The sequence below is a fragment of the Arsukibacterium perlucidum DSM 18276 genome (genome assembly GCF_000382165.1).
In the GTDB taxonomy this organism is placed as follows: Bacteria; Pseudomonadota; Gammaproteobacteria; order Enterobacterales; family Alteromonadaceae; genus Alishewanella; species Alishewanella perlucidum.
On sequence record NZ_KB907702.1, the window covers coordinates 253817 to 280331 of the forward strand.

Here is a 26515-nt window from a genome sequence, read left to right on the forward strand (position 1 = left end):
TCAAGGAATTGTTTGGTATAAGATATGCCGCGCAGCTGCGCTGCTGGTGACAAGGCGGCCAGGCCGCCGGTGACGAGTTGCCTGAGGCAACGGTGACGAGCTGCATTCGGCAGCAGTAACCGCTCGCTTTGCGAGCTAGTGACCGGCAAGAAGGGCCTGGTTACCGTTGCCGTAGGCAACTAGTCACGGCTTACGCAGTATGCTAGTCACCGTTTGCAAAGGATACCTCAGACTCCGCCCCCTTTTTATTCACTCCGACCCATTAAATTTGGCGTTTATCAATGCTCTGCCAAACGGTCCGCCATAATTCAACACTTTGCTGCAACCAATACTCGCGCTGTAGTTGGATGTTTTCATCATCTTTTTGGGCAATCACCCGTGACAATAATGCTGCAATATCAGCACGGTTTTGCTCAGGGTTAATCAAGGCGTAAGGTTGTAAATAGTCTTCAAATAACCGCTCATACTTATGGCTCCAGCTCGTACCCAGGCATGGCACTCCCTGCGACAAAGCACTGACACAACCGTGAAAACGTGAACAGATAACTGCTTTGCTGGCGCCGATAATACCTTTAACTTTTAGCGGATCGGCTTCATTAATAATCGCCAGATTGCCACTTGCTTGCTGCTGTATCTGGCTACAAATAGCTTCGTCACCCTTGCCCTCGTGGTTTAATAATACCGGTTCCAGCCCCATTTCACGCACGATTTGCACAGCATCGGTTAATACCCGCAAGTAATGTTGCTGCCAGGCAGCATGTTGATTACGGCTACTATTCATATTGCTGTTAGGTATGATCAAGACCTTTTGTTCGCCGCTATGATAATAATCGGGCAGCACACCTTTAACTAAATTAGTAAAATCAGGAAACAATACCAGTTTAGCTTTGTTATCAAGTACCCCTGCTACAAAGTTGAAACTGGTTTGCTCCCTGGCACAAATAAGCGATGCTCTGACTAAACAGCGCTTTAACATGCTGCGATCTCGTTGTTTGGTAAATGGCCCCCATGCCTGAGGCAAAAATATAAAATGCTTGCCGTGTCTGGTACTGCGCTCTATAACCGCTGCCATAGCATTAATGTTAGCGCTACCCCATTGATCCCCGTAAGCGAAACCAGACGCATCCAGTACCAAATCAATATCAGCTTCGGTAATAATACCCAAATTACTTATTAACCAGCGCCGAAGCCGCTTTGGCAAAAAATAACTGACAGCAGTTAAATCAAGCCAGCCTTTTTTTAAAGGCATTAACTGCAGCGCACCAACAGCTGCCCGGCATAAATAAGGAGAATTAATATTAGGCGCCAGCACCGGAACCGCAGCAGGATAACGCTGTTTAATTTGTTGCAGTACTGCATGCAACATTAATTCAGCACCTTTGTTGACAAACTGCACGCCGCGGATTTCGATATATTTCATGTTATGTCTTCAGTTCAGTCTTTTGATACGTCTTTAATTAAAGTCGGAGTGACCTTTTTTTGAGAGAAAGCAATACCGCCATCAGCCTGAGCATACCCCACAGCCAACAACATGATAGTCCGCTGGTAATAAGCTAAGCCCAGTTTTTGCGCCAGCATTTGCTCTCGTTGCTCTATATCAGGCCAGTTGATCGGGCAGGTAGACAGCCCCAGCGTTTCGCATGCTAACATTAGCTGCATCGCTGCCAGGGCACCGTCAATATAAATAACATGCCGGTCGCGTTCATCCGGGTAAGCGCTTAAATCCCCCACTACCGCAATAACACATTGCAAGTTATCAGCAAAACCCACTGTGCCCATAGCACACTGTGCTACAGTAGCGGCTTTGGCAGCGTCGTTCACCACATAAAACCGGAAAGGCTGTCGGTTACAGGCAGAAGGTGCCAGAGCGGCTGCCTGCACTGCCTGCTGAATAAGAGAATCAGCTACCGGTATTGGCTGGTACCAGCGCACTGAGCGCCGGCGTTGAAATAAAGTGTAGAGTTGCTGATAACTTACCGGACATTCAGGCAGGGTTTTATGGGGATATGGAATACTCTCGCTACCTTGCAACGGGCTGTTAACTGCCTGAAAGTTGCGCCTGGCGGCATCTATTAGTTTGCTGGAACCCACTACACTAAAATATGCAGCTAACACATCAGTGGCCCACTTCCGTTCTTCAGTACAAAGTTCTTTACTGTTAAGGGCATTTAAATAACAGTTAACCGTTTCACCTATATAATCCTCGGCAAAGATTTTACGCCGCGGCTGCATAATCAGGCCTTTTTCTAAGCGGTGAATATTGCGCCTGAGCAATACACAACTTACCCCAATTTGTTTTAGCGACCTGGCATAGGCCAGCCTGCCTTGCAGTACTGCTTTATGTTCCCGCCGAAACTGGCTGCTGAAAAAAGTGAAGTAAAGTGATGCTAAAAAGCCATTGCTAGCAAATAATCGAATAAAATATAAATTTATAGAGGGTTTAATGCCTAATAATTTAAGGATTAATGACGCAGGCAACACTTTTTTAAGCAGTTTCTTCATAAGGTTTACAATGCTCGGTTAGGGAAGGCTCTGTAAAGGCAAGCAAAAAGGTAGTTATTAACTAACTAAAGCTCATGATCTTAATAGAAACATCGGGTGAGTGGAAGTAAAGATTCAGCGTATTATCGCCAGTACCGATACCCCAACGTAACAGGCAATAATAGCGATTTAGTCATTACTAAGGCAATAGGCCGGGTACTGGCGGCCAGCCAGAATGCTAAATAAGAAGCCAGCAGGTAGGATAATACCGTGGCCCAGGCAGCGCCTACCCCGCCATACAGTGGGATAAGATACCAGTTAGCAGCAATATTAACTATTGCCCCAATACCGTGACTTAACAGCGAAAATGCCAGCAGGTTCTCGGCTATCAGCCACTTACTTACCAACGCCCGCATATAAATAAACACACTGGCCCAAATGTGAATAGTAAGAATAGCAGCCGCTGCCTGGTACTCTTTGCCAAATAATATGCTTACCATTGGCGTGGCAATAACACTAATGCCAATGGCCAGCAGCAGAGCCACAATAAACAATACATCGCATATTTGCTGCAGCCGTTGCTGGTAACGCTGCGCGTTATTTTGTCTTAACTTTAACAGCGCCGGAAACAACGATATTGCTATCGCGGTTGCAAAAAAATACCACACTTCAGATAACCGGGCAGCGACAGCGTATACCCCAACCGCTTCACGGCTAACCATTTGGGCCAGCATTACCTGGTCTACCTTAAGGTAAATAACGGCCGCAACGCCCGACAGTACCAGCCAGAAACCCTGCTTTAATAATTGCCAGCCGTAACTTACGTCCAACGCCCGCCACTGAATAGCACCCGCTGCGCGGCGGTATATCAGTAAAAAGCCGGCCCCGATAAACGCCATTTCCAGGGCAAATAAACTACAAAGCAGCAGCAGGCTGGCACCACTTAATGCGGCCGCTATTTTGGCCAGGCTAAAAATAACAATTATGGTCAGGCGCATGTGCGCTACGGCTTTAGCCGCAACATGCGCCTGAAACCAAAACTCAATTACCTGAAACGCACTAAAAAGGTTAGCCAGCGCCAGCATCGCCAAGGCCCACTGATCTGCAGGCCCTGCCAGGCCCCAGCCAGTTAACGCCAACAGCAGGCATATCAGGGTACCGAACGCTGCCCCGGCCAGCCGAAACCCGCTGGCAGTAGCCATGATAGCGTGCTGGCGCTGCGGCGTATTAACCAGTTCGCGGGTAATAATGGCATTTAAGCCTAACGAGGTAAGTGGGCCAACCAGGGCAATAATGGCCAGTAAATAACTTAAGCTGCCATAACCCGCCGGGTTTAAACTGCGGGCCAGCACCAATGCCACCAGTAAACTTGACGCCATGGCGACTACTTTTTCTGAAGCCAGCCAGGATGTATTAGTTAGTACTTTAGTCAGCATCGGGTTCAAGGCAATTTACTCCCGTGGTTCTGCCTGTTATATCAGCCTCTGAACCAACATAAAGTAAGCAAAAATACGATGACATAAATATGTGGCCAAAAAAAAGCCCAATGTAAACTGGGCTGAAGGTGTTTCATTTCATTGAATTTGGTTTTCGGCGAACCGATTTTAAGTGTACACCGGTATAAAAAATAAAGCTTCAAAAAATTGGGAAATCAGCAATTATTTTTTACTAACTTGCTTATCTATAATGATTATTAAATAAAAAAAACGGGCCGAAGCCCGTTTTTTAAACGACAACCTAAATTACTTAGTTTGTACTTTAGAGTCGTTGTTTACGATAGCACGCTCGCCACCGTTATTCTGGTCAGTGTACGCAGAGTAAACGATTACATCGTTAGCTGGAGCGTTAGTAGTAATTTGCAGAGAGTACTTAACATTGCTGTTAACTACGTCTTTTCCAGATGCAACTAATGCATCACGTACAAAGCCAGCAATACTATGCACTGAACCAGCTGCAGCAGTACCAGCAGCGTAGTTAGACTGCAGTTTAGTACCATTCTCATCAAACAAATCAAACACTACATTTGCAGATTGTGAGCTGTGGTTAGTTACGTTTAAGATAGTACCAAAGCGGCCATCTTTCATTACCATGTATGGAACGCGAACTACTGAACCGTTTAATGTCCATGCACCTGCTGAAGCAGCATTAATTACACTTTCAGTTGCTGCTGGGCCAGTATAGGTAACTGTCGAGGTTGCAGTGAAGGTAGTTGATGGCAAAATAGCCTGGCTTGCCACAGCTACACCAGCTTTGTTGGCTTCTGGGTCAATAACAATTGCAGTATCAGCAGCAACAGCATCACAAGTTAAGCTTACGGCAGTAGTGCTGTAAGCCCATACTGGGTTTGCACAAGTACCAGTAGTAGCGAATACGCCAGCTTTAGGCTGTAAGCCTGTAGTAACAGTATCATTATCAACTACCCAGCTGAAATCGCCAGTAAGAGTGTGCTTAACACCTGCAGCACCGTTGATTGGACGCGCATAAACTACACCAGCTGTTGTCAGCGTAGCGATGTTAAAAGTACCAATTACTTTAAAGTCATTCGCATTGGCATTGTTTACATCTAAGTCAACAAAACTCTTACGGTCAGCGTTTACATCAATTACGCGAGCAATTGATGGGCTAGTAATAGTGAACTGCTGCACTGCCTTAGCCAATGAGCGAGTACGAGCAGTACCGCCTGATGTATCCAAATCTAAACCAGTGTTGGTTTTAGCAGAGAAAGATACAGTAGCACCACCAGTCAGATTTGACTTCAGAACCTGGAAAGTAGGTAAAGGCAACACAATACCACTAGTAACACCAGGAGTAGCATTACCAGCACCACCAACAGTGTTGGTCACAGTAGTTAGACGATATGTGACAGACGAATCACCTATAGCACCACCAGAAATAACTGAAAAGGTTACACCTTTCTTCGCTGCGGCACCAACACCTTCAACAGCAGCAACAATGATATCTGCAGTAACCGCGGCAGCTAAAGGCTGTGTGAAGGTCAGAGTCATGGTGTCGTTAACAACATACTCTGCACCCAGAGTAACTGCAAAATCATTTGCCATAGTATGGTTAGCACCAGTACTTGACAAATACTGACTAGTTAATTCGTGTTCAGTACCGGCACTGATTGTAGCCGCTTGAGCAGCGCCAGCAAAAGCAAACAATGCTGAAGCGACTAAAGTCTTTTTAAATGTTGTATTCATTAGAACTATCTCCAATTTCATGAAATTGAAACACTTGGGCATCGTGCCTTGGTTTCTTGTTTTAGTAAGAAAGTGGGTCGACCCAAATTCTTACTAGCATTCTATAACCGATACAGCGTTTGTCAACGCAAAAATTTTAGATATTTTACCTTAAGTTGCTTTTATTGCTTAATTTTCACTCGTTAATTTTTAAGTTTTGTAAGCCGCTATCCAGTTTCTGCCGAATTTGCTGCCAATGCTCTGGCTGGTCAATTACCCTGGGAGTGATCAGAATCACCAACTCGGTTTTGGTGACACTGTCTTTCTGGCTGCGAAATAAACCACCAATGCCTGGCAAGTCACCCAGAAATGGAACTTTAGTAGTTGATTTATTTGTATTTTCAGAGATAAGCCCACCCAGCATTATGGTCTGTCCGCTTTGTGCCAGCACCTCAGTTTGCAAACTACGCTCAAAAATAGCCGGGCTGCCTGCCACTGTGCCGCCATCGGTGGTATTAGATATTTTCTGGTCTATTTGCAGCACCACCAACCCCTGGGCATTAATGGTTGGCGTAACCGATAATGAAACACCGGTTTTACGATACTCCACTGATGTGCTCTGAGTTTCTGTGCCAGGATTTACCGTGGTAGTGCCTACTGTTGGCACGTCAGTACCTACATTAATATTGGCATTTACACCATCACGCACCACCAGAGTCGGGTTTGACAGCACATTTACTTTAGTTTTAGCGGCCCGCAGGTTGGCCAGTAGCTCTTTGCCGGCATCCAGATAAGACAGGCTTAAGCCACCAAAATTCTGCACGCCAAAAGCGCCCTTGGTACCGTAACCGAAATTACCGTTTTGAATGGCAAACTCCAGCCCCATTGATAATTCATCGGTCAGGGTAACTTCGGCAATAGTTGCTTCCAGCAAAATTTGCTTGGGCATAATATCCAGCCGGCGGATCATCGGCAGCAAGGTTTGATACTGAATACCTGAAGTGTAGAAAATAATGGTATTAGACCTTTCATCAACTGTCATGGTCATATCGTCATTGCTAACCGTTACCGAAGCCTGACGCGATGCGTTACTGCCGCCCCGGGCCTGATTATTCTGCGCTGTGTTGCTATCAAAAGCACTGGCGGTATCTCGGCTCTGATTGCCCTGGCGGTTGTCTGCTGAACCAGCCTGCGGATTTATTAATGGCGCAACAGAAGCGCCTAAATCACTGGCTCTGGCAAAACGCGGGTGAAACACGAAATAGCTTTTTTGGGCGCCTTCGCTGGGTTTATCCAATTGTTTAGCCCAAAAATTTACCCGATCGATATAAAACTGCTCACTGCCAAATAATGCCACGGCACCAATTTGCTCCAGCGGCACCATTACGATATTGGTTTTCGGGCTACCGCCCTTATCTGCCGGAATACCTTCTGACTCTAAAAGTGTACCTACCTGCTGAATAAAGTCGTCAGCTGTCATATAGGTTAACCGCAAAATGCCGACATTGCGGCCGCGGTTAGCCGGCATATCCAGCAATTCAACTAAATCAAGCGCCCGTAAAATATCACTTCTTTCGCCGGTTAAAAAAAGCATGTTTTTTTCGAAATCAGGAGTAACCCTTACATTAATCAGTTCCCGCAACGTTCGCTCAAGACTAATTGAAATACCATACTTTACTGGCACTATCTGCATTATCTGCCCAACCACTTGTGGTACATCCCGGTAGCTGCGGCCAACCCCCAATGCTGTTGATGCATTGCTCTGGGTTTTCGGATGAACAAAATAGGTGCCCTCGCGCAAGGAAATGGCAATACCACTGGCATCAAGAATTTGCGCAGTCAACAGGTATAAATCTCTGCTCGATACTGGTTGCTGCAAGTTAAGGCTTTGCGGTTGCGCTAAATTGCTGATGCCATCAGTAATCACATAATTTAGCTTTAATAAGTCACCTAGTACTGTGTGAACAAACTGGTCCGTGGGCATTTTTTCAGCCGCAAAGCTTATCTGGTCGGCGTCAGACAAACGAAGGGCAGCATCTTGCTGACTGCGCAAGCTATGCTGTGCCACTTTGAGGTTTTGTAAGGCCTGATAACCACTGTTTTTATTGGCAGCCGTTTCATCTGCTGTTTGGGCAATATCACCGGCTGAACTACTGTATTCATCACCGCTGGCAATCCGGGAGGAGCTAATACTGTAGCTGTCGTCCTGAGAGGTAGCACAACCGCTGATAAGCAGACTAACAGCGATACATATACTGAGTTTACTAATTGTTTTCATGGATAAAAAAAGCTCTTATTTTATTACTCAGAAGAGGCTGAGCCCGGCTTAAATAATCGCAACTTAACCTGCTGCGAGCCCCTTGTTACTGTTACTTCACGCTGGCTTACTTGACTTAATATAATATCGCCAACACTGTCACCCGCCAGTAAATGCACAAAGTTAAGCGGTTGGCCTGGTATCTGGACGGCCAGCACGGCTTTATGCTGTTGCTGCTGATATATCGCCAGCAGGGCTATGCTGGTATCACCAAGCATTGTATTGTCATACCCTGCCAGCGGATCTGCTAATGCTTGTTCTGGCACATTATCTGCTGCTACCGGCAACGACCATGCTGCCACCAATTGCTGCAGTGTATCAGCATTATATGGCAAACCGTTATCTGCCAGCGTTAAAGCTGCGGGATTAAGTTCGCGCAACTGCGGCTCATCGGCCTGGTAAACTGTGGTAAAAAAGTGGATGATACAAAACAGAAATACACCCGAGGCGGTTAATGCCCCGCCCTGCAGATTGGTCATACCGCCTCCACTATTACGTAATCTGCTTCTATTAACAGGTTTAATTCAATGCGACTGCCAGGGCTTAGTGCGCCACGCCAGCTTGCCCTGATATCACGCATTACAAAATGCGGAAACTGTTGTTCTAATTTAAGATGCAAGCGCATTATGTTAGCGGCATCCCCCTCTAAGCGCAGCGAAATACGGCCTCGTTGTACACTAAAAACCCCAAGCGGAGTATCTGTTAACCAGTCAAAAAAAGTGACCGATACGTTATTTGCAGCAGCTAGTTGCTGCAACTGTTGTTGCAATAGCAACCGATACTGGGCCGCACTGGCTACTTGCGGAAATGGCTGTAATAGCTGTTGCAGCTGTTGCTGCTGGCTACTTTGCCATTGTTGCAGCGTGTCTGTTTGCTGTAGCAGGTTTTGGGAACGTTGTAGTCTTTTATCTAAACCAGTTAATTGCTGGTGCAAATCCTGCTGGGCCTGCTGTAACGGTAATAAGCCAAATTTAATGACGACCAATACAATAACCAAGCTTATCAGGGCTGTTTTATTTCGCAGCATGGCCGGCCTCCGCTTGTTCGCTCAGATTTTGGCTGTTAACTGCGGCAACCGGGGTTGCGGCAGGTTGCACAGTTGCATCGTGCTGAGCCAGCAGTAAACTGATAACAAAAATATCATTATTATTCTGGCGACGAACAGAAGCATCAAAACGGGCATCCGTTAGCAGTGTTGATGCCTGTAATGCAGTTAATACTGCAGTTGCCTGATTAGCCTGACCACGGATAATAATGCGGCCATTTTCAGAGCTGATGTTTTGTAATACCAGGCTGGGATCTTGTTGTAGTAAGGTTATAACCAGCTGCCAAAGTTGGGCACTGTACGTTTTGTCGGCCCGCCATTGCAGCAAGTTTTGGGCGTCAGCGTCAGTGGCTTGTAGCTGCTGTTGTAGCTCCAGCAACTGGTTAACCTCGCCACCCAGCGCTGCAATTTCAGCCCGCCTATTATCAATAGCAGTATGATAATACGCTGCCACCCCCAGTATATAAACCGCGACTACCGCAGCGGCAGATAGCGCCATCGCTTTTAATGGCAGCGCTTTTGTACTTAACGCTGACCGTCTTAATAGTGCCAACCGCGTAAATACAGGTAAAGCCTTAGCGAGGGCCTTTACCAGATAATTGGCATATTGAGTATCAGGTATCTGTTGTAAACGAGCGAGGTCAGACACCCCATTATTAAGCATAAAGCTGGCATAATCAGGACAGAAGCGGTTAATTCGTTGCGACACAGGTATCGCTTCCGCACAATTTAAAAAATAGTCGGCAAACGCGGTTATCTGATAGACCATCGGCTGCGCCGATTTCTCAGTTTTAACTGCTCGCCACAGTAACAGTGATTCAGGAATTATTAAACAGTTACGATTAAACTGAGTTGTGATGCTTTCTGATAACACAAAACTGCATACCGCGCGGCGCTGTTCAACCAGCGGGCCGATAAAATGTAACACGTTGTCATTATCCTGATATTCGGTTTTCAATACTTGCTTTAACTCATGCAAGCGGATTACCGGGTAATGCTGAATAAATTCCTGATAGTGGGCCCGACTGATAATAATGATGCGGCCAGGCTGTTCTGCTGGACATGACGTTAACTGGAAATTACCCTTGCTATAGCCAAATTTATGCAAACCCTGATGCCAGTAACTGACATTTTTTTGCAGCAACCAACGTAAAGGTTGCTTAATGTACTTTTCAATCATGTGGTGCTGCATGCAAAGGATCCGTGGCAAGATGACGCAAGCGATATTCGTAAATATCAAGTGGTTGCTGCTGAAATGGCATTAACCGCAGTGTTAATTCTCTGCTTAGTCTAACATCGGCATTTTTTACTGTGAAGCCTATTCTGTATGCCGGGCCATAGCTGAAGCGGTTAAACTCGTCAATTGGCATTGAGGTAAGATTTTCAAACAAGCCTGAGGTAAGTTTACCCTCACTACGTAACCGGTTCAGCTCTGTTGTCTGGTATTCAGATAAATATAAGCGCCACAACGCTTCGGGCTGGTTATTAATATTAACGCCCCGGGGGAACAAGCTTAGCAGCGGCGCAAGCTTGGCAAATAACTCTGGCGTAACACCTTTAATAAACAATAACTCTTCAGTATATTGCAGCGGTCCGTTGCGCACCTCAAACATTGGATAATCTGCCTGCTCGGCGCCATCAAGCCGGATCATGTCATCTCTATCCTGCCAGTCAGCAAGGGCAGCAGCAATTTGCCGGCCCAATGTTTCCGAGCCAGTATGCTGGCTGGTAAACTGACTTAACAACTTCGAGCCAGGGTTTGCAGCATTAAGCAAACCCGAGGTATCATAAATTGTTAGCGTTATGTCCTGAAACGTAAAAGGCACACCATAAAAGTTCCATGCTGGCGCACCAACCGGGCCACCCCGTGCTAATTGAGGTGCTTCGGTACTCAGCAAGCTAAATAATATCTCGGCTTCAGCACTATGTAACGCCATAGCAGCAGCGGTATACTGCTGCACCGCTTCTGCCAGCCTGATATGCTGTCGCGCCTGATGATTCATCGACATCAAAATAACGCTAAGCAGCACAGTTAACAGTAGCACCTGAATTAACGCTATACCCTGCTGTTTGCCAGGAGAGGACTTCATACCGGATTCTCTGCGTCTTCAGGTGAAATATTAATACGGGAGCGATCGGGCACCGCGAATTCCAATGTGAAACCAGCCATCACAACCTTGACTTTTTGTGGGTGCAGGCGTCGGTTTAACGCATCGTATTCATCAAACCATTGCGGTGTGCTGCCGTCGCCATTATCCATGTCTGTCTGTGATGCTATTCTGGCAGTAATATCTTTCCAGCCAAAATAGCTGAAGGATAAATCACTTATATTTTCATTAATAATTTTACGATAGGTAAATGGCAATGTTTGTTCTGAACTTTTTAACACAGTATGCTGTAATGACGCTTCCTCATAAACCAGACGATAGCTGCCATCATCGTTCGTTTCACGAAATACCCGGATTACAGCCGGATAACCGAGGTTAAAAATAGGCGCATAAGTTACTGCAGTAAAGCCTTCTTCGCGTCCCAGAAAGTAATACGCCTGACTGCCTTGGTCAGTCACGGCCAGTGGCAAAATGGCTTGCATAGCATCAAGCAATAGCTCGTTATATCGAAAATCCTGATAAGACTGTTCAATTTTTGACAAATCCCGCTGCCACGAGTTGGTGTATAGCTGATATGCCGTTGCCGTCAACACCAGCATCGTCAGCATTATGCTCATCGCTATCAGCAGTTCAACCATTGTAAAACCGCGCTTTAAAAAGTTAGTGGCAGCCATGCCAGCTCCTTAAATTGCAGTAGTTCTACCCGTCCCTGCATTTCCAGTTGCAATTCAACCTGATATAAGCGAAAGCGTTCTGGTGGCACTGTTATCGAACCACTATCCACATCCAACTGTTCTGGCGCAGAACCTGTTTGAATGACGCTGGCCTGCCACTGATAAGAAACATCTCCGACTTTGCCACTGCCAGACATATTGTCTTGTGGCTGGCTGCGAATGTGTTGCTGAATACTGAGCGTAACCATCCGGGCCGGTTGCAGGGTTTGGATCACTTTATCGGCCTGGGCACTACTTTGCCGTAACGTTTGCAGGGTTACCGCACTTAAACTCAGGGCCGCAAACAAAATAACGGCCGCAATCAGTACTTCAACCAGCGTCAGGCCCTGGCAATGCTTCACTTGCCCTCCGTTAGCCGCAGCTTTAATTCAGCTTTACCACGCACGACGTCGATAGAAAGGGTATTAGTAAAACCATTGGCATTGATGGACAGGCTTTGTTGCGGAAAAAACAGGTATTCAAATGTCAGCTCTGCTTTAGCGCTACCCACGTACCTGACAAGCTGTTTACCGTCAAAACGAAACTGTACTTGCTGCCCTTTTAAAAAAGCAACTTTGCTGCTGTCTGCAAGATATTGCTCTAACTGCTGATACTCAGCAGCAGCTTTAGCTTTATCCACCTGCTCTACCATTAGTGGCGCTACCAGACTTAACAGTGTGGTCATGATGGTAATAACTACCAGCAATTCTATCAGGGTAAAGCCGGCGCTGCGTTGGCTAACCATAACCGTTTATAAGCCTACATCAGTTGCTGAGGTGATGCTCAGCATCATAATAACCACCACGCCGCCGACAATACCGCCCATTACCAGAATTAATAACGGCTCCAATAAACTGGTAAAACGTGATACCCAGTCAGTAAATTGCCGTTGGCTGCGCTGGGCAATTTCTTTAAAGATCCTGCCCAGTTCGCCACTCTCTTCACCGACACTGAGCAGTGAGGCAAAAAAATCTGGAAACAGCCGCGTTTGCCTGAGCGCCACTGACAACTGATCACCACGTTTTATCTTGCCAATTGCGATTTGCATTTCAGCACGCAGTTCCAGATTATTAATATTACCATTTGCCAGTTCCAGCGCTTGGTCAATCGCCACACCGGCATCCAGCATCATCGCCAGTCCACCGTTAAAGCGAATCCGCTCTATTAACATGACCGCATGCTTAACTAGCGGTAACCTTAGCCCCAGCCACTGCCAGCGTTGTTTTAACACCTTGTTTTTTCTGTAATGAAATACCACAAAAACAACCATGGCTATGGCCGCAAATAACAGCAGTTGATATTTTTGTAGCCACGCTGAAGAGGACAGCAGCATCACGGTGTATAACGGCAAATCTTGCTGCCTTTCAAACATCGTCGCCATATTTGGCACTACATAATTAAAGATAAACAGCACAGAAGCCAGACAAACAAATAAGATAACCGCAGGATAGGTTAAAGCCTGGGTTATTTTCTTTTGCAAATCGCGTTTAAAAGCGAGATCTTCGGCCAACTGGCGGAAAATATCAGCTAACTTACCGGTTTTTTCACCGATACTGACCAGGTTGACATAGAGTGGATCAAATAAATCGTCTACCTCAGCCAGCACCTGCGACAACTGTTTACCGCTGCGTAATTCAGTGCTGATTTTACTGAGCAACCTGGCCAGAGCGGGCTTTTTATTGGCAGATTTTAACAGCTCAATACCTTTATCTATTTTAAGGCCTGAATCTAGCAGTAACGACAACTCAGCAGTTAAAAACTCAATATCGGCTAAATCGACCCGATTAGCACCAAACATAGCATTATGTTGCAGCGGTTTTTCGGCGGTTACTGTTTTTAACAATATGCCTTGTTGTTTTATTGACTGCCTTGCCTGTTCAATACTGGTAGCTTCCAGTGAACCGCTTACCCTGGCACCGGATTTGTCAAACCCACTGTACTCAAACAGCGCCATTAGCCGGCAACCCTTAATACTTCTTCAATAGTGGTGCTGCCTTGCAATGCTTTAAGCAAGCCATCTTCCAATAGTGTTCTGCCACCTTGCTTACGGTTTTGCCGCCTGGCCAACTGAATAAAGTTCTGATCTTTGGGAATAGCCTTTATTTCGTCAGTACAACGTAAATATTCGATAATGGCCAACCGGCCTTGATAACCACTAAAGTTACAGTGCTCGCAGCCGACCGCCTGATGCAGCTCTACTTTGCCATTATTCAATTCAGTGGCATATTGCGCCAACTGATATCGTTCGCTAAGCGCCTGAGCATCGTCAGCCGGTTTAGCACAATCAGGGCATAACCGGCGCACCAGACGCTGGGCAACAATAGAAACCAGCGCTGCGTTTAGTAAAAATTCCTCAACACCTAAATCGAGCAAGCGGGTGTAGGCACTGGGTGCGTCATTAGTATGGACGGTAGAAAAAACCAGGTGGCCGGTAAGGGCCGATTGCATGGCAATGCCCGCGGTTTCTTTATCACGAATTTCGCCCAGCATAATAATGTCCGGGTCTTGCCGGACTATACTGCGTAAGCCCGCCGCAAAATCAAAACCTATGTCGGCCTGTACCTGCACCTGATTAATGCCGTCAAGCTGATATTCAACCGGATCTTCCAGCGTTATTATTTTTACGCCGGGGGTATTAAGCTTATTTAAAAACGTATAAAGGCTGGTGGTTTTACCAGAGCCTGTCGGGCCGGTCAGCAAAACCACACCAGCCGTAGTTTTAATATCCTGCAGGATTTGTTGTTCAATATCAGCTGCGATACCCAGCACATTCATATCATAACGAATGGCGTCTTTACGCAGAAAACGCATTACCACGCTTTCACCATCATTCAATGGTAACGCAGACACCCGGATATCGAGCTCGATCCCACCTATCCGCATTTCAATTTTACCATCCTGTGGCCGGCGCTTTTCAGCGATATCCATATTACTGAGAATTTTCAGGCGGGTGGTTACCGGCAAAACAAGGCTAGCCGGAATGATGTCAATATCCTGTAATACACCGTCAATTCGAAAGCGTACTTTCGCTCTGCCCTGAGAGGGCTCTATATGCATATCTGATGCCCGCTGACGCAACGCTTTGGTAATTAATGCGTTCAACAAATTTACGGTAGGTGCTTCAGAGGCAAGTTCGCGTAAGCGGGCCTCTTCAATTGAAGTTAGTTCACCTGAGGGCGCAGTGTCATCTTGTTGCTGGGCAACAGCGGCTAATTTATTAAATTGCTCTGAACTAGCCAACATTAAGCAACAGTCCAACTCTAGTCCGGTTACTATTTCCTGGGCATCTTTATTTAAGGGAGCAATGGTAACAAACTGCCAGCCAGCATCGTTTACGGCAAACGGCAACCAGCCTTTATCTGCCAGAGCTGTCAGTGGCATTGTCTTCGCTTGCGAAGGCAAGGTCCAGTCAGCGATTTGATCATCACTCAGCCTGGGCAAAGATAATAATTTTGCGTAAACATCCGGCAACATTTCTGATGACAAACTGCCCATGCTCACCAAAATCTGTTCGAGCTGGCCACCGTATTTGCGCTGATATGCTGTTGCCTTTTCTACATCAGCCAGGCTGACATTAAATGACTGCAACAGCTGCGGTAAATTTGTCATCTGTGAACGATATCCGCGTCATCACCTTCACCGCCAGCACGGCCGTCACGGCCATATGACATAAGGCTAAAGCCAATACTACCGTCAACCTGATTGGTAAAGACGTATGGGTTACCCCAGGGATCAAGTGGCACGTCCTTTGGCAGGTAAGGTCCATCCCAGTTTTTGTTATCACTTTTAATCAGTTGCTCAAGACTATCCGGATACCGGCCCAGATCTAATCTGTAGGTGTTTAAAGACGTTTCCAGCAGTTCCATCTGGGCTTTGGCAGTTTTAATTCTGGAAGAATCTACTTTCGAAAACATTTCAGGCGCTACCAGCGAAGCGAGTAAACCTACAATAACAATAACAATCAATAATTCGATAAGAGTGAAGCCTGATAACCTGCTTTGACGCATGAAAAATTCCTGTCTGGTCAACTGAAAAACACTGCAAAATATTACCCTATATGGCTGTTACCAGCAACTTAACAACGCAGATGATTGCTTTAGCGCAACTGAGCTTTTATCATTGAGAAAAAATGCGAAGTTAACCGACCACACAAGGTAATCCAATGTTCCGTTTAACCAGTTCATCATGACTACGCCTGCAGTTTCTGTGGTTATTCCGCTTTTTAATAAAGAAAATTCGATAATTCGAGCTATAGACTCCGTTTTAGTTCAGTCATTTGAAAATTTTGAATTAATCATTGTTGACGATGGCTCTACTGATGGCAGTGTTGCTAAAATTCAACATTTAGCTGACCCACGGCTAAAGCTGGTATCGCAAACTAATCAGGGCGCTGCAGCTGCGCGCAATTATGGGGTCAGAATTGCTACTGCTGATTACGTTGCTTTTTTAGATGCTGATGATTGCTATCAGCCTGACTTTCTACAAAAAATTGTCGATTTAATAGCGTTAAACCCTAACGCCGCCTTATTTTGCTGCAGAATTCAGTTTATTGATGAAAATAATCAGCTATTCAAGCCGGGCGGCGCAGCAAAAAACCATCTCAAAGGGGAGCTAACCAACTTTGTTGCGCTATTTACCAAGGATCGGGCGCTAATTCACCCGTCCGCCATGGCCGTCAATAAAGTTGCGTTTGTAAAGGTAGGGGGGTTCCCCCAGGCAAAACATGTTGGCGAAGATTTACAGCTGATTTTATCGTTAGCTATTTATGGGCCGGTAATGCACGATAATTATTGCGGCGCAACCATTTTCCGAAATGCCGAAAACCGGACAAAAGACCGCAAACTGCAGGAAATAAGCTGTCATATTTCCCACTTTTTGGGTAGTAGTCATTGGCAACAAACAGCCTCAGCACAAAACGTTATTGCGGTGCAGCGCTTTTGCCGCAACAGCGCAGTGCTGCATGCTGCCGGCGCGGTGCTGAATGGCCAGCGAAGTCTTGCCTGGAGTTACTTACGCATAGTACGACGTTTTTCTTTAGCACAGGCTGCAATTATCGCCATAATCGCATGCTGCCCCGCGGCTTTATTGCAATGGGTAAAAAACAAACGTAACGCGGTTAACTCTGATGAATAAACCTCTGGTTACTGTTTATATTCCAACTAAAAACCGGCCTGAGCTTTTACAGCGCGCGATACAAAGTACTCTGCGTCAAGATTACCAGAACCTGGAGATCATTGTCGTTGACGATGGTTCAACTGAAGAATGCAAAAAGCAGATAGCAGAAATCTGTCAACTATCAGCCAATATTCGCCTGATCAGCAACGTGCAAAGTGCAGGTGCCTGCAGCGCCCGAAATCAAGCAATCAGCAGCGCCAAAGGTGTTTTTATTACCGGCTTAGATGATGATGATGAATTTTTACCTGGCCGGATCAGCGCTTTTGTCGATGCCTGGCAGCAAAGCACTGACATATCCCTGCTTTGCACCGGTTATCATTTTATTTTGCCTGGTGGCAAACAGATAAAAAGCGGCAGGCGGGCAACACGTATCAACTGCAACAGCATTAAAAATATTAATGATGTGGGTAATCAGGTTTTTACGCTGACCTGTTATTTGCAGCAAATTGGTGGTTTTGACCCTGCGCTGGTGGCATGCCAAGACTACGATGTCTGGATCCGGCTTATTTGTCGCTTTGGCCCGGGTATTCGTTTGCCGAACCAAAGCTATGTGGTACATCAGGAACATGACTCACCCCGCATTTCAGCGCTACACAAACGGGTTGAGGGGCACCAGGCCTTAATAAAAAAACATAAATCTTCCCTTACAAAACAGCAACTTAAAAGTCAGCGTTTTTTTTGCGCGCTGTATGGTGGCGAACCTGATATTTTAAAGCTTATCCGTTTATCAGGTGTCCGCAATGCAATACCCCTGGCAAAAATGTTAGCTGTTCGCTTGCTAAGTCGCCGCCGCTGAGCAGCTTTAATAAGCAGCCATTATGGCACCATATTCTACCTTAATACCCGCAACCACAGGCCGGGCTTTAGCATTGATAATAATCGCGGTACCAGTTTACGAACTGCTGCATGCCCTGCTCTATTGGCATTGCTGGTTTAAACCCTACTGCCGCCTGTAAATCATCAATATCGGCATAAGTAGCTGGTACATCACCATCCTGCATCGGGTAATATTCTTTAATGGCGGTTTTACCGGTGGCCTTTTCGATGGCTTCGATAAAGGTCATCAGCTTTACTGGCTGGTTATTACCAATATTAAATATTTTATAGGGAGCAAAACTGGCTGAAGCATCACTGCTTTGCCACTGGGGGTTAGCAACAGGTGGTTGTTCCTGAATGCGCAGTATGCCCTCTACGATGTCATCGATATAGGTGAAATCGCGCATCATCTGGCCATGATTAAACACTTTAATCGGCTCGCCGGCCAGAATGGCTTTAGTAAACAGAAAAGGCGCCATATCAGGCCGGCCCCACGGGCCGTAAACGGTAAAAAAGCGCAGCCCGGTTGTGGGAATACCATATAAATGGCTGTAAGTATGGGCCATTAGTTCATTGGCTTTTTTGGTTGCGGCATACAGCGAAACCGGGTGGTCAACCCTGTCGGTCGTGCTAAACGGCATTTTGCTGTTCATGCCATATACCGAGCTGGACGAGGCATAAACCAAATGCTCAATTTTATGCTGGCGGCAGCCTTCCAGGATGGTCAGGGTGCCGATAATGTTGCTATCGGCATACGCCATCGGGTTTTCCAGTGAATACCTGACACCAGCCTGTGCGCCCAGATGAATAACCCGCTGGAATTGCCCGGTGGCAAATAAATCGGCTACGCCCGCCCGGTCCGCCAAATCCAGCTGGACAAAGCTAAACCCCGTTTGTGCTTGCAGTGGCGCCAGACGGTCACGTTTTAGCTGCACGTCGTAATAGTCGTTTAAATTATCAATGCCGGTTACGTTGTGGCCAGCGCTAAGCAAGCGTGCACAAACAAAAGAACCAATAAAACCTGCGGCACCCGTTACTAAAAAATTCATCTACGTTTTTTCCAAATAAATTGCGGTTAGTCTTTTTTAACTCTGTCGCCACTGCCCTTGCCGGCAACCGTCATAAAAATATATTTAAAGTAAGTGCCAATGCTTAAATTTTCCAACATGCTGGCGTCGGTTTTTGCCAGTAGTTCCGGGGTCGACATATCAATATCATTCACCTGGGCCAGGCCGGTAATGCCGGGCCGGGCATTTAGCACACCGCGCTGCTCGCGTTCAGCTATTAATTCCTGCTGGTTAAATAAACATGGCCTGGGGCCGACTAAGCTCATTTCACCTTTTAATACATTCCACAACTGCGGCAGCTCATCCAGCTTGGTTTTACGTAAAAAACCACCAAAAGGGGTTATGGAACTGGCACTTGCCAGATGGCTGGCGACATGGGCGGTGTCTGGCTTCATAGTACGAAACTTTACCAGGGTAAAAGGCTTTTTATGCCGCCCTACCCGTTGCTGCCTGAAAATAGGTGAACCGGTATCAAATAAGCCAATAATGGTAAGAATAACCAGCACCGGAAAACCAAACACCAAGCCGCACAGGGCAAAAATAATGTCTAATAAACGAATTAACATAGATCCTCTTGTTTACTAAGTGACTAGCTGACTACGTCAGCAGTGACCAGTTCGCTTGGCGAACAGTGACTAGCTGCGCTCGCAGCAGTGACAAGTTACCGCTCGCTCTGCGAGCTAGTAACTGCTTGCGAAGCAAGCTCGTTACTGTTGCCGCAGGCAACTAGTCACTGCTTTTAACTTTTCTAATCAACCCTTTGAGTAGCTTAAAAATTTCTCTTATTCTATCGAGCTGCTCATTAACATCGTCAACGTAGCCTAAACGCTGAGAAATCAATACCTGTGTTTCCAGCTCACTTAAAGAGCCTCTGGCAATGACCAGAAAACGCATAAAATCTGCATCACTTTCGCGTCCGGCACCCTCAGCAATATTGCTTGGTACAGACACTGCGGCTCTTTGCATCTGTGACGCTAATCCAAACTTCTCAGAATCAGGAAACAGCTTGGTTATTGCATAAACATCCGTAACCAGATCCATCGCCAACTGCCATACTTTCAAGTCGTAGTGCATCGATAAGTCCTTTTTTCAATAGCAGTAACAAGGCGGCAAAGCCGCCAGTGACAAGTAACTGCTGACGTAGTCAGCTAGTCACCGCCGCCTCAGCGACTGGTCACCCATCACTTGTTACTCGTCACTACTTACAAAGCAAGCTCGTCACCGTCGGCATTGCCGACTAGTCACCTGTCACCGCTGACATAGTCAGCTAGTAACTACTTTTCAACAAAACAACACCTAATACCCTGCTCCACCGTCACTGACGGTGTCCAGCCTAACGTTGCTTTAGTATGTTCAATATCCAGCTGCAAATTACCGCATAACCTGTCTATTACTGCTTGTTTGCCGGTAACTTTTCCCAGCAGTTTTAACCAACTAACCGGTACAGGAATAAGCCGGGGCTTTTTGCCGGCGGCAACTGTCATCATTTGCAATAGTTCACTGGTCGACACATCCTGGTTATCACTTACCAGAAATGTCTGATTAGCTGCATTAGGATGGTCAATACAGGTCACAATTAAATCAACCAGGTTATCCAGCGCCACCATACTGCGCCTATTGTGGATGGCACCAAGCGGTAGCGGCAAGTTTTTCTGTGCCCACTTTAACATAGTGGCGAAGTTAGCCTTAACACCTTTGCCATACACCAGCGGCGGCCGGATTATAACAATCTCCATGCCGCTATCTGAAGCCAGCTGTTTTAAGCCTGCTTCAGCTTCGGCCTTAGACACGCCGTAAGGGTCTTGTGGTTGTGGTGTATCATCATGTTTAAATGGCCGCCCTGGGGCAGTAGCTTCACCATTTACTTTAATTGAACTGATAAAAATAAAACGTTTTACCCCGGCTGCTGCGGCTTGCCGGGCAAGATTCAATGTTCCGGCCGTATTAACTTCCCGGTATGCTAACAAAGGATCAACCGCATTCTCTTGCATCTGATGAACCCTGGCGGCAGCATGGATAATTACCTCAACACCACCTTTCGCTAAAACCGGTTGCCAGTTCGTATCGCCATTTAGCTCAGGTATCTGCACCTGAACAGCCGCAGTGTTGTGAGTTAGTGGGGTGCGGCTTATTGCAACTATCTTATTGCCCGTGGTAGCGGCTTTTACCAGTACAGCGCTACCAACAAAACCGCTGGCTCCGGTTACCACTATCGTTTTATCTGCCATTAAGCGTCTCGCTCTCTAATTCCGAATACAACTCAAAATAGGCGCTTACGGTATTGTTAATATTATATTTTTGCAACGCCAGCAATCTGCCATTTTCAGCCATCTTGAAGCGTTGCGCCTCGTTTAAAAACAAATACTCTATGGCATCAGCTAATGGCTGCACTTTTTTAACCGGCACCAGAATGCCGGTTTCACCGTCAACAATGGCGTGGCGGCAGCCTGGCACATCAGTAGTAATAATCGCCCGGCCACAAGAAGCCGCTTCTATCAGCACTTTAGGAAACCCTTCCCGGTACGAAGGCAGCACAACCAGATTACTGTTAGCGAAAACCTGTGGAATATCATCCCTAAACCCTAAAAACTCTACCAGTTGCTCCTTTTCCAGTTGCTGAATAAGCAGTGGTGATATCGATGCCGGGTTACCTTCATCAGTGTCGCCAGCTACCCAAAAACGAAGCTCAGGATATTTCAGTTTCAGTAATCTGGCGGCAGCAACAAATTCGCTAAAGCCTTTGTCTTTTAAAAGCCTGGCGGCAAATGTTACGGTAAAGCTATCTGTGGGCTCAGGAACGACATCATACTGCTCCAGATCAACGCCGGCGCCATTAATAATTCGCGCTTTTCCCGGTACCACAATTCCGGAATCTAAAAAACTTTTCATATCAGAGTCATTTTCAAACACCGCCAGCAAATTTGGGTGCGCAAATACTCTTTTATATAAAAAACTTACCAGGCTGCGCACTAATACGGCACGCACTCCCTGATGAATAAATACGTAACCCAGCCCGGTAACTACTGCCAGCACACCAGGAACCTTAGTGATACGCGCAGCAAGGCCACCATAAATAACCGGTTTAATGGTCATAAGATGAACAAGCGTAGGTTGCAGTTGACGAAACAATTTCAGCAAATAAAAAAATGACTTTAATTCTGCAAATATATTTTTGCCACTGCGGCTAAGTGGGATAACGTGATGAGTAAGCCCTGCCTGAATAATTTGCGGCACTTCCGGCCCGGCCATGGTGGCGACATGCACATCATAGCCTTTTCGCCTGGCTTCCTCGGCCTCTGGCAGCCAATGCGATAAGAAAAACTTAGCAATGTTTACCACAAATACCATTTTCGGTGTGAAGGTTGCGTAGATCTCTAAATGTTTTAACACAACACTTTCAACATCAAACTCGCGTTCAGCGAATTCACGGCCTCTTACGCCCATTTCTTTGCGCTTTTCAGGACTCTCAATTAACAACCGAATAGCTTCAGTCAACGCAACAACGTTTTTAGTCGGAACTATAAGCCCGGTAACCCCATCTATCAATGCTTCTGCGCAGCCGGGGTTATCCGTTGTAACAATAGCTCTGCCACAAGCAGCGGCTTCAATCAAAACTTTCGGTAGGCCCTCTCCATAAAAAGACGGCAGTACAACTAAGTTTGATAACGAAAATAACGAGGCAATATCGTCTCTAAAACCGAGAAACTCTACAAATCCCTCTCTTTTCCAATTATCTATCTCAGCCTCTGTAATTGAATTTGGGTTTCCATGGTCTGGCTCACCAACTAGAAGAAATCTTGCTTTTTTTGTTGATGAATTAATAGCCCTTGCTGTATCAACAAATTGATAAACTCCCTTCTCTCTTAGAAGTCTTGCAGCCATAATTATCACAGGAACTTCGTTTGCTGGCTCTTCGACATAGTGATATTCGTTAAGATCAGCCCCTGAGCCTTTTATCATTACACAGTCGTTTTCTTTTAATCCAACAACTTTTTGCAATACGGCTTTATCAACCGGGTTCTGAAAAATAACTTTTAAAGAACGAACTCCAAAAGCAAGTTTATATAACGCTTTTACAAAAGACCGTCTAATTCTTGCTTTAATACCATCGGCCACAAAAACCAAACCCAATCCTGACACTGCAAAAACAACTAATTTAACATTAGCCAGCCTTGCAATAAGCCCACCATATAACACCGGTTTTATGGTAATTGCATGCAGAATGTCTGGTTTGATTTTCCTGACTCCGCTCCAAATTACGCAAAGCGTTTTAAACTCATGCAAAAAACCACCACCGCTTCTGTCAAACGGAACTTCGTGTAACGTGAAGCCAAGCTTGCTGAGGTGCTCATACTTGTCTGTGAAGTTACACATTATATGAACATCATAGCCGTCACTTTGCGCCTTTAAGGCGATAGGTAAACGGTGACTGACGAAAAACCAATCCACATTGACTATAAATAAGAGAGTTTTTCTCATTTATGATATTTCTCTAACCACAGTTGAAACATCAAAATACTCCACAATAAGCTTTGCCAATTTCGCATTTCGGACAGATGTTCTAACCATAGTTTTTCAACTTTTTCTGCATCAAAGAAACCTTGAACTTGCAATTTTTCTTTATCTAATAGGTCTGCTGCCCACTCCCTCAATGGACCACGCAACCAATCAGCCAGCGGTACCGAGAAGCCTTTTTTCGGCCGTTCAATTAACTCTGACGGAACATAGCGGAATAAAATCTGACGTAATGCCCACTTAGTTTTACCTTGGCGGATCTTTAACGATAATGGTGTTTTCGAAGCAAACTCATAAAGTGTGTGATCAAGCAGCGGCACACGTGTTTCCAGTGAGTTAGCCATTGCTGCGCGGTCTACTTTAACTAAAATGTCATCAGGCAGGTAAGACACTGAATCAAATGCCATTGCCCTTTGCAACGGTTCAGTGCTGTTAACTAATGCTCGCGCTTGAATAAGTGGTGTAGTCGGCTCACTACCTTGCATCACCCACTCTTGCGGCGAGTCTGTGTGAGAGGTTAACTTCAAATACAGCTGATCAAAACTTTGCGCACTGAAAAGCGCAGCAGCTTTATGCAATTTATCGCCAAGCAAGCCGCCTTTCAATCGGCCGCGCAGCATTCCTGAAAAAGCATTTAGCCAACAAACTGGCACTGCTAGTATCAAAGCCGCCAAGCCACGACGTAAAAAAGAGGGCAGTTTGCTAATACGTTGCCACAGCCCGAGAGCCAGGGTGTAACGGGAATAACCACAGAATAACTCATCACCTGCATCACCACTCAAGGCAACTGTCACATGCTGGCGAGCCATCTGGCATACCAAATACGTAGGTAACTGAGAGGAGTCGGCAAAAGGCTCGTCGTAGATCTCTGCCAGCTTAGGTACCAGGGCAAGAATATCCTGCTCACTAACATACAGCTCGCGGTGTTCAGTTCCCAAGTGTTCAGCAACCTTAGCAGCAAACACAGCTTCATCGAATTCTTTCTGCTGAAAACCAATCGAAAAGGTTTTAATGGGTTTATCCGACTGGCTTTGCATTAAAGCAACGATAAGAGATGAATCTATACCACCTGACAAAAAGGCACCCAGTGGCACATCAGCCATCATCTGTCGTTTAACTGCAGCTTTTAACAACTGCTCCAACTGCTGCAAATAGTCTTTTTCTGATGAAACAGTAAAATCACTAGCATTTCGGCTGGCCAACGCAGACCAATATTGGTGCTTGTGTATAATCTTGTCGGCTATACCAACTCTGGCAATATTACCCGGCAACAACTTTTCAATGCCCTGATAAACACTAAACGGCGCGGGTATATAGTTGTGCCGTAACAAACTGCACAGTGCGTCACGGTTAATCTGGCCCTGAAAATCGGGGTGCTGTTGCAACGCTTTTAATTCTGAACCGAAAATGAGCGTTTCGCCTTGAAAACCAAAATATAGTGGTTTTTCTCCCAATCGATCACGCGCTAACAACAGTTCTCGATTTTTATTGTCCCACAACGCCAGCGCAAACATACCAATACAACGCTGCAGTGCTTGCTCTAAGCCCCACTGCTCAACCGCAGCCAGTAAGGTTTCAGTGTCAGAATGCCCACGCCAACTAAGGCCTGGCCCCAGCGCATCAAGCTCGGCACGTATATCAAGATGGTTATAAATTTCACCATTAAAGGCAATAACATAGCGCCCTGTTGCAGAGTGCATGGGCTGAGCACCAGCAGCAGACAAATCAACAATTGCAAGCCGCCGATGTGACAGGCCTATACCCATTGTTGCATCAAACCAAACATCACCGCTGTCTGGTCCACGGGCTTGAATGGCAGCGCCCATATTTTCAAGTATCAACTCTGCTTGCTGAACTGGTTTACCCTGAGAAAAAAAACCCGCAAAACCGCACATTTATAACGACTCCAGTACCTTGCGGTACAACTTATCATAATTTTCTGTAATTTCTGTAATAGCGAAACGCTTACGAATTTTTGCGCCTGCCTTTCTTGCGTTAATTAAACGTTGCTGCTGCGACCTTGCCAACTGACTAATAATGGCTTGAGCTAAGGCTTGCGGCTCAGGTTCTACTAAATACACCCCTTCATCAACAATAGTGGCCACATCTCCAACATCAGTCGCAACACAGGGAAGATCGAGAGCCATGGCTTCAACCAAAGCATTTGGAAAGCCTTCAGTACGTGATGGCATACAATACAAATCCGCCATACCAAACCACGGTTCAACGGGCAACTGTTCTCCGACTAAAATTACGTTATCGCCAACACTGAACTTTTCTAACTGTGAACTTACCGCTGAGTTATTAATATCGCAACCACGACCAACCAACACTAATTTAACTGTGTCGAAGTCCTGTTTAACTATCGAGAGTGCCTCAATTAGCAGATCCTGACCTTTGTCTAAGTGCCAACGTGCTACACATAGTACAACAGGTACATTGTTATCCAAACCCTGACGTGACCTTAATTCCAGCCTATCAACTACCTGCTCAGCGGCGCTTTCGAAATCAAATCCATTAGCAATAAATACTGATTTTGCTCTAGCATAACCAAAACCTTCATGTGCTTTAATACCCGCATGCGCGTTATAACACACTCTTGACGGAGCAAAATGCGAAAGCAAAGCACATGATTTCATAAACATACGACTAAAAATGGACTTTGCTGGCACCTCTGTGCGACGAACCGCCCAGATAACAGGCTGAGGAAAACCTGTACAGGCTAAGCTGACTAAAAAATTTGAATAATACATCCAGCTATGCACGATATCCGGCGAAGCTTTTTTAATTGCGTTTCTCAGAGCTAAAAGTGTTGAAAAAACCTGACCAGCGTTAGTCATGTTAAGGCAAACCACTTTTACGTTTGCGTTGATAAACTGCTGATACAATTCAGATTGTGGCTGTAAACTAATAACGGTTACTTTGTTATAACGCTTAACTTGTTCCCGACATAGTCTAAGCAATGACATTTCGGCCCCACCGGTTGTTAAACTAGAAATAACATGAACAATGCTAGTCATTATTTATCACCAAAACTAACCTCATTAAAGAAAAAATAGTAATACTACTTACCAGTATGACCATAGATTAAAGTAATAA

General features: G+C 45.8%; 24 protein-coding genes. 2 read left to right on the plus strand and 22 right to left on the minus strand.

Translation table 11 applies throughout. From position 1 onward, the window contains the following. Positions 1–262: 262 nt before the first annotated feature. The 15 genes from H141_RS19770 to gspG form a co-directional block, all read right to left on the minus strand. Positions 263–1420, minus strand: coding sequence for a polysaccharide pyruvyl transferase family protein (locus H141_RS19770; RefSeq protein ID WP_019674708.1), 1158 nt, complete (start codon positions 1418–1420; stop codon positions 263–265). Between the two features lie 14 nt (positions 1421–1434). Continuing rightward, the gene (locus H141_RS0102720; protein ID WP_019674709.1) at positions 1435–2502 is read right to left on the minus strand and encodes a nitroreductase family protein; all 1068 of its coding nucleotides are present in this window, start codon (positions 2500–2502) and stop codon (positions 1435–1437) included. A 122-nt stretch (positions 2503–2624) separates the two neighbouring features. Further along, positions 2625–3917 carry a flippase gene (locus H141_RS19775; RefSeq protein WP_019674710.1) on the minus strand — a complete coding sequence of 431 codons (1293 nt, stop codon included), beginning with the start codon at positions 3915–3917 and terminating at the stop codon, positions 2625–2627. Between the two features lie 306 nt (positions 3918–4223). After that, positions 4224–5681, minus strand: a complete 1458-nt coding sequence (locus H141_RS0102730; protein WP_019674711.1) for a hypothetical protein — start codon at positions 5679–5681, stop codon at positions 4224–4226. Between the two features lie 175 nt (positions 5682–5856). Next, positions 5857–7938, minus strand: coding sequence for a type II secretion system protein D (locus H141_RS0102735; RefSeq protein WP_019674712.1), 2082 nt, complete (start codon positions 7936–7938; stop codon positions 5857–5859). Positions 7939–7961: 23 nt separating this feature from the next. Further along, positions 7962–8456, minus strand: coding sequence for a hypothetical protein (locus H141_RS0102740; protein WP_019674713.1), 495 nt, complete (start codon positions 8454–8456; stop codon positions 7962–7964). Beyond that, on the minus strand, positions 8453–9004 hold the full coding sequence (locus H141_RS0102745; RefSeq protein WP_019674714.1) for a hypothetical protein: 552 nt from the start codon (positions 9002–9004) through the stop codon (positions 8453–8455). The genes H141_RS0102740 and H141_RS0102745 overlap by 4 nt, the downstream gene beginning before the upstream one ends. Next, complete coding sequence (locus H141_RS0102750) at positions 8991–10214, minus strand: hypothetical protein (protein WP_157610682.1); 1224 nt, start codon at positions 10212–10214, stop codon at positions 8991–8993. Before H141_RS0102750 ends, H141_RS0102745 begins: the two co-directional genes overlap by 14 nt. Beyond that, positions 10195–11112 (minus strand): type II secretion system minor pseudopilin, encoded by a 918-nt coding sequence (locus H141_RS0102755; protein WP_019674716.1) that lies wholly within the window; start codon positions 11110–11112, stop codon positions 10195–10197. Before H141_RS0102755 ends, H141_RS0102750 begins: the two co-directional genes overlap by 20 nt. After that, positions 11109–11804 carry a PilW family protein gene (locus H141_RS0102760; protein ID WP_019674717.1) on the minus strand — a complete coding sequence of 232 codons (696 nt, stop codon included), beginning with the start codon at positions 11802–11804 and terminating at the stop codon, positions 11109–11111. The genes H141_RS0102755 and H141_RS0102760 overlap by 4 nt, the downstream gene beginning before the upstream one ends. Further along, positions 11783–12205: a PilW family protein gene (locus tag H141_RS0102765; protein ID WP_019674718.1), complete on the minus strand. Its 423-nt coding sequence runs from the start codon at positions 12203–12205 to the stop codon at positions 11783–11785. Before H141_RS0102765 ends, H141_RS0102760 begins: the two co-directional genes overlap by 22 nt. Next, complete coding sequence (locus H141_RS19780) at positions 12202–12588, minus strand: prepilin-type N-terminal cleavage/methylation domain-containing protein (RefSeq protein ID WP_019674719.1); 387 nt, start codon at positions 12586–12588, stop codon at positions 12202–12204. The genes H141_RS0102765 and H141_RS19780 overlap by 4 nt, the downstream gene beginning before the upstream one ends. A 6-nt stretch (positions 12589–12594) precedes the next feature. After that, the gene (locus H141_RS0102775) at positions 12595–13797 is read right to left on the minus strand and encodes a type II secretion system F family protein (protein WP_019674720.1); all 1203 of its coding nucleotides are present in this window, start codon (positions 13795–13797) and stop codon (positions 12595–12597) included. Next, on the minus strand, positions 13797–15452 hold the full coding sequence (locus H141_RS0102780; protein ID WP_019674721.1) for a GspE/PulE family protein: 1656 nt from the start codon (positions 15450–15452) through the stop codon (positions 13797–13799). The genes H141_RS0102775 and H141_RS0102780 overlap by 1 nt, the downstream gene beginning before the upstream one ends. Continuing rightward, positions 15449–15850, minus strand: coding sequence for a type II secretion system major pseudopilin GspG (gene gspG, locus H141_RS0102785; RefSeq protein WP_019674722.1), 402 nt, complete (start codon positions 15848–15850; stop codon positions 15449–15451). The genes H141_RS0102780 and gspG overlap by 4 nt, the downstream gene beginning before the upstream one ends. Positions 15851–16028: 178 nt before the next feature. Between gspG and H141_RS20865 the strand changes: the two genes are divergently transcribed. Beyond that, entirely contained in the window at positions 16029–16976 is a 948-nt protein-coding gene (locus H141_RS20865) for a glycosyltransferase family 2 protein (protein ID WP_019674723.1), read from the plus strand. Then, positions 16969–17814 (plus strand): glycosyltransferase, encoded by an 846-nt coding sequence (locus tag H141_RS19790; protein ID WP_019674724.1) that lies wholly within the window; start codon positions 16969–16971, stop codon positions 17812–17814. Before H141_RS20865 ends, H141_RS19790 begins: the two co-directional genes overlap by 8 nt. Positions 17815–17881: 67 nt before the next feature. Here H141_RS19790 and H141_RS0102800 read toward each other — a convergent pair whose 3' ends face one another. The 7 genes from H141_RS0102800 to H141_RS0102830 all read right to left on the minus strand — a co-directional run bounded on the left by H141_RS0102800 (position 17882) and on the right by H141_RS0102830 (position 26436). Then, the gene (locus H141_RS0102800; protein ID WP_019674725.1) at positions 17882–18883 is read right to left on the minus strand and encodes an NAD-dependent epimerase; all 1002 of its coding nucleotides are present in this window, start codon (positions 18881–18883) and stop codon (positions 17882–17884) included. Positions 18884–18909: 26 nt separating this feature from the next. Beyond that, positions 18910–19467: a sugar transferase gene (locus H141_RS0102805; protein ID WP_019674726.1), complete on the minus strand. Its 558-nt coding sequence runs from the start codon at positions 19465–19467 to the stop codon at positions 18910–18912. Between the two features lie 160 nt (positions 19468–19627). Beyond that, a complete protein-coding gene (locus H141_RS0102810) occupies positions 19628–19963 on the minus strand; it encodes a four helix bundle protein (RefSeq protein ID WP_240473080.1) in 336 nt (111 codons plus the stop codon). A 212-nt stretch (positions 19964–20175) separates the two neighbouring features. Continuing rightward, on the minus strand, positions 20176–21129 hold the full coding sequence (locus H141_RS0102815; RefSeq protein ID WP_019674728.1) for a UDP-glucose 4-epimerase family protein: 954 nt from the start codon (positions 21127–21129) through the stop codon (positions 20176–20178). Further along, positions 21119–23380: a glycosyltransferase family 4 protein gene (locus H141_RS21710; RefSeq protein WP_205620324.1), complete on the minus strand. Its 2262-nt coding sequence runs from the start codon at positions 23378–23380 to the stop codon at positions 21119–21121. Before H141_RS21710 ends, H141_RS0102815 begins: the two co-directional genes overlap by 11 nt. Then, the gene (gene asnB / locus H141_RS0102825; protein ID WP_019674730.1) at positions 23377–25311 is read right to left on the minus strand and encodes an asparagine synthase (glutamine-hydrolyzing); all 1935 of its coding nucleotides are present in this window, start codon (positions 25309–25311) and stop codon (positions 23377–23379) included. Before asnB ends, H141_RS21710 begins: the two co-directional genes overlap by 4 nt. Further along, the gene (locus H141_RS0102830) at positions 25312–26436 is read right to left on the minus strand and encodes a glycosyltransferase (RefSeq protein WP_019674731.1); all 1125 of its coding nucleotides are present in this window, start codon (positions 26434–26436) and stop codon (positions 25312–25314) included. Between the last annotated feature and the right edge of the window lie 79 nt (positions 26437–26515).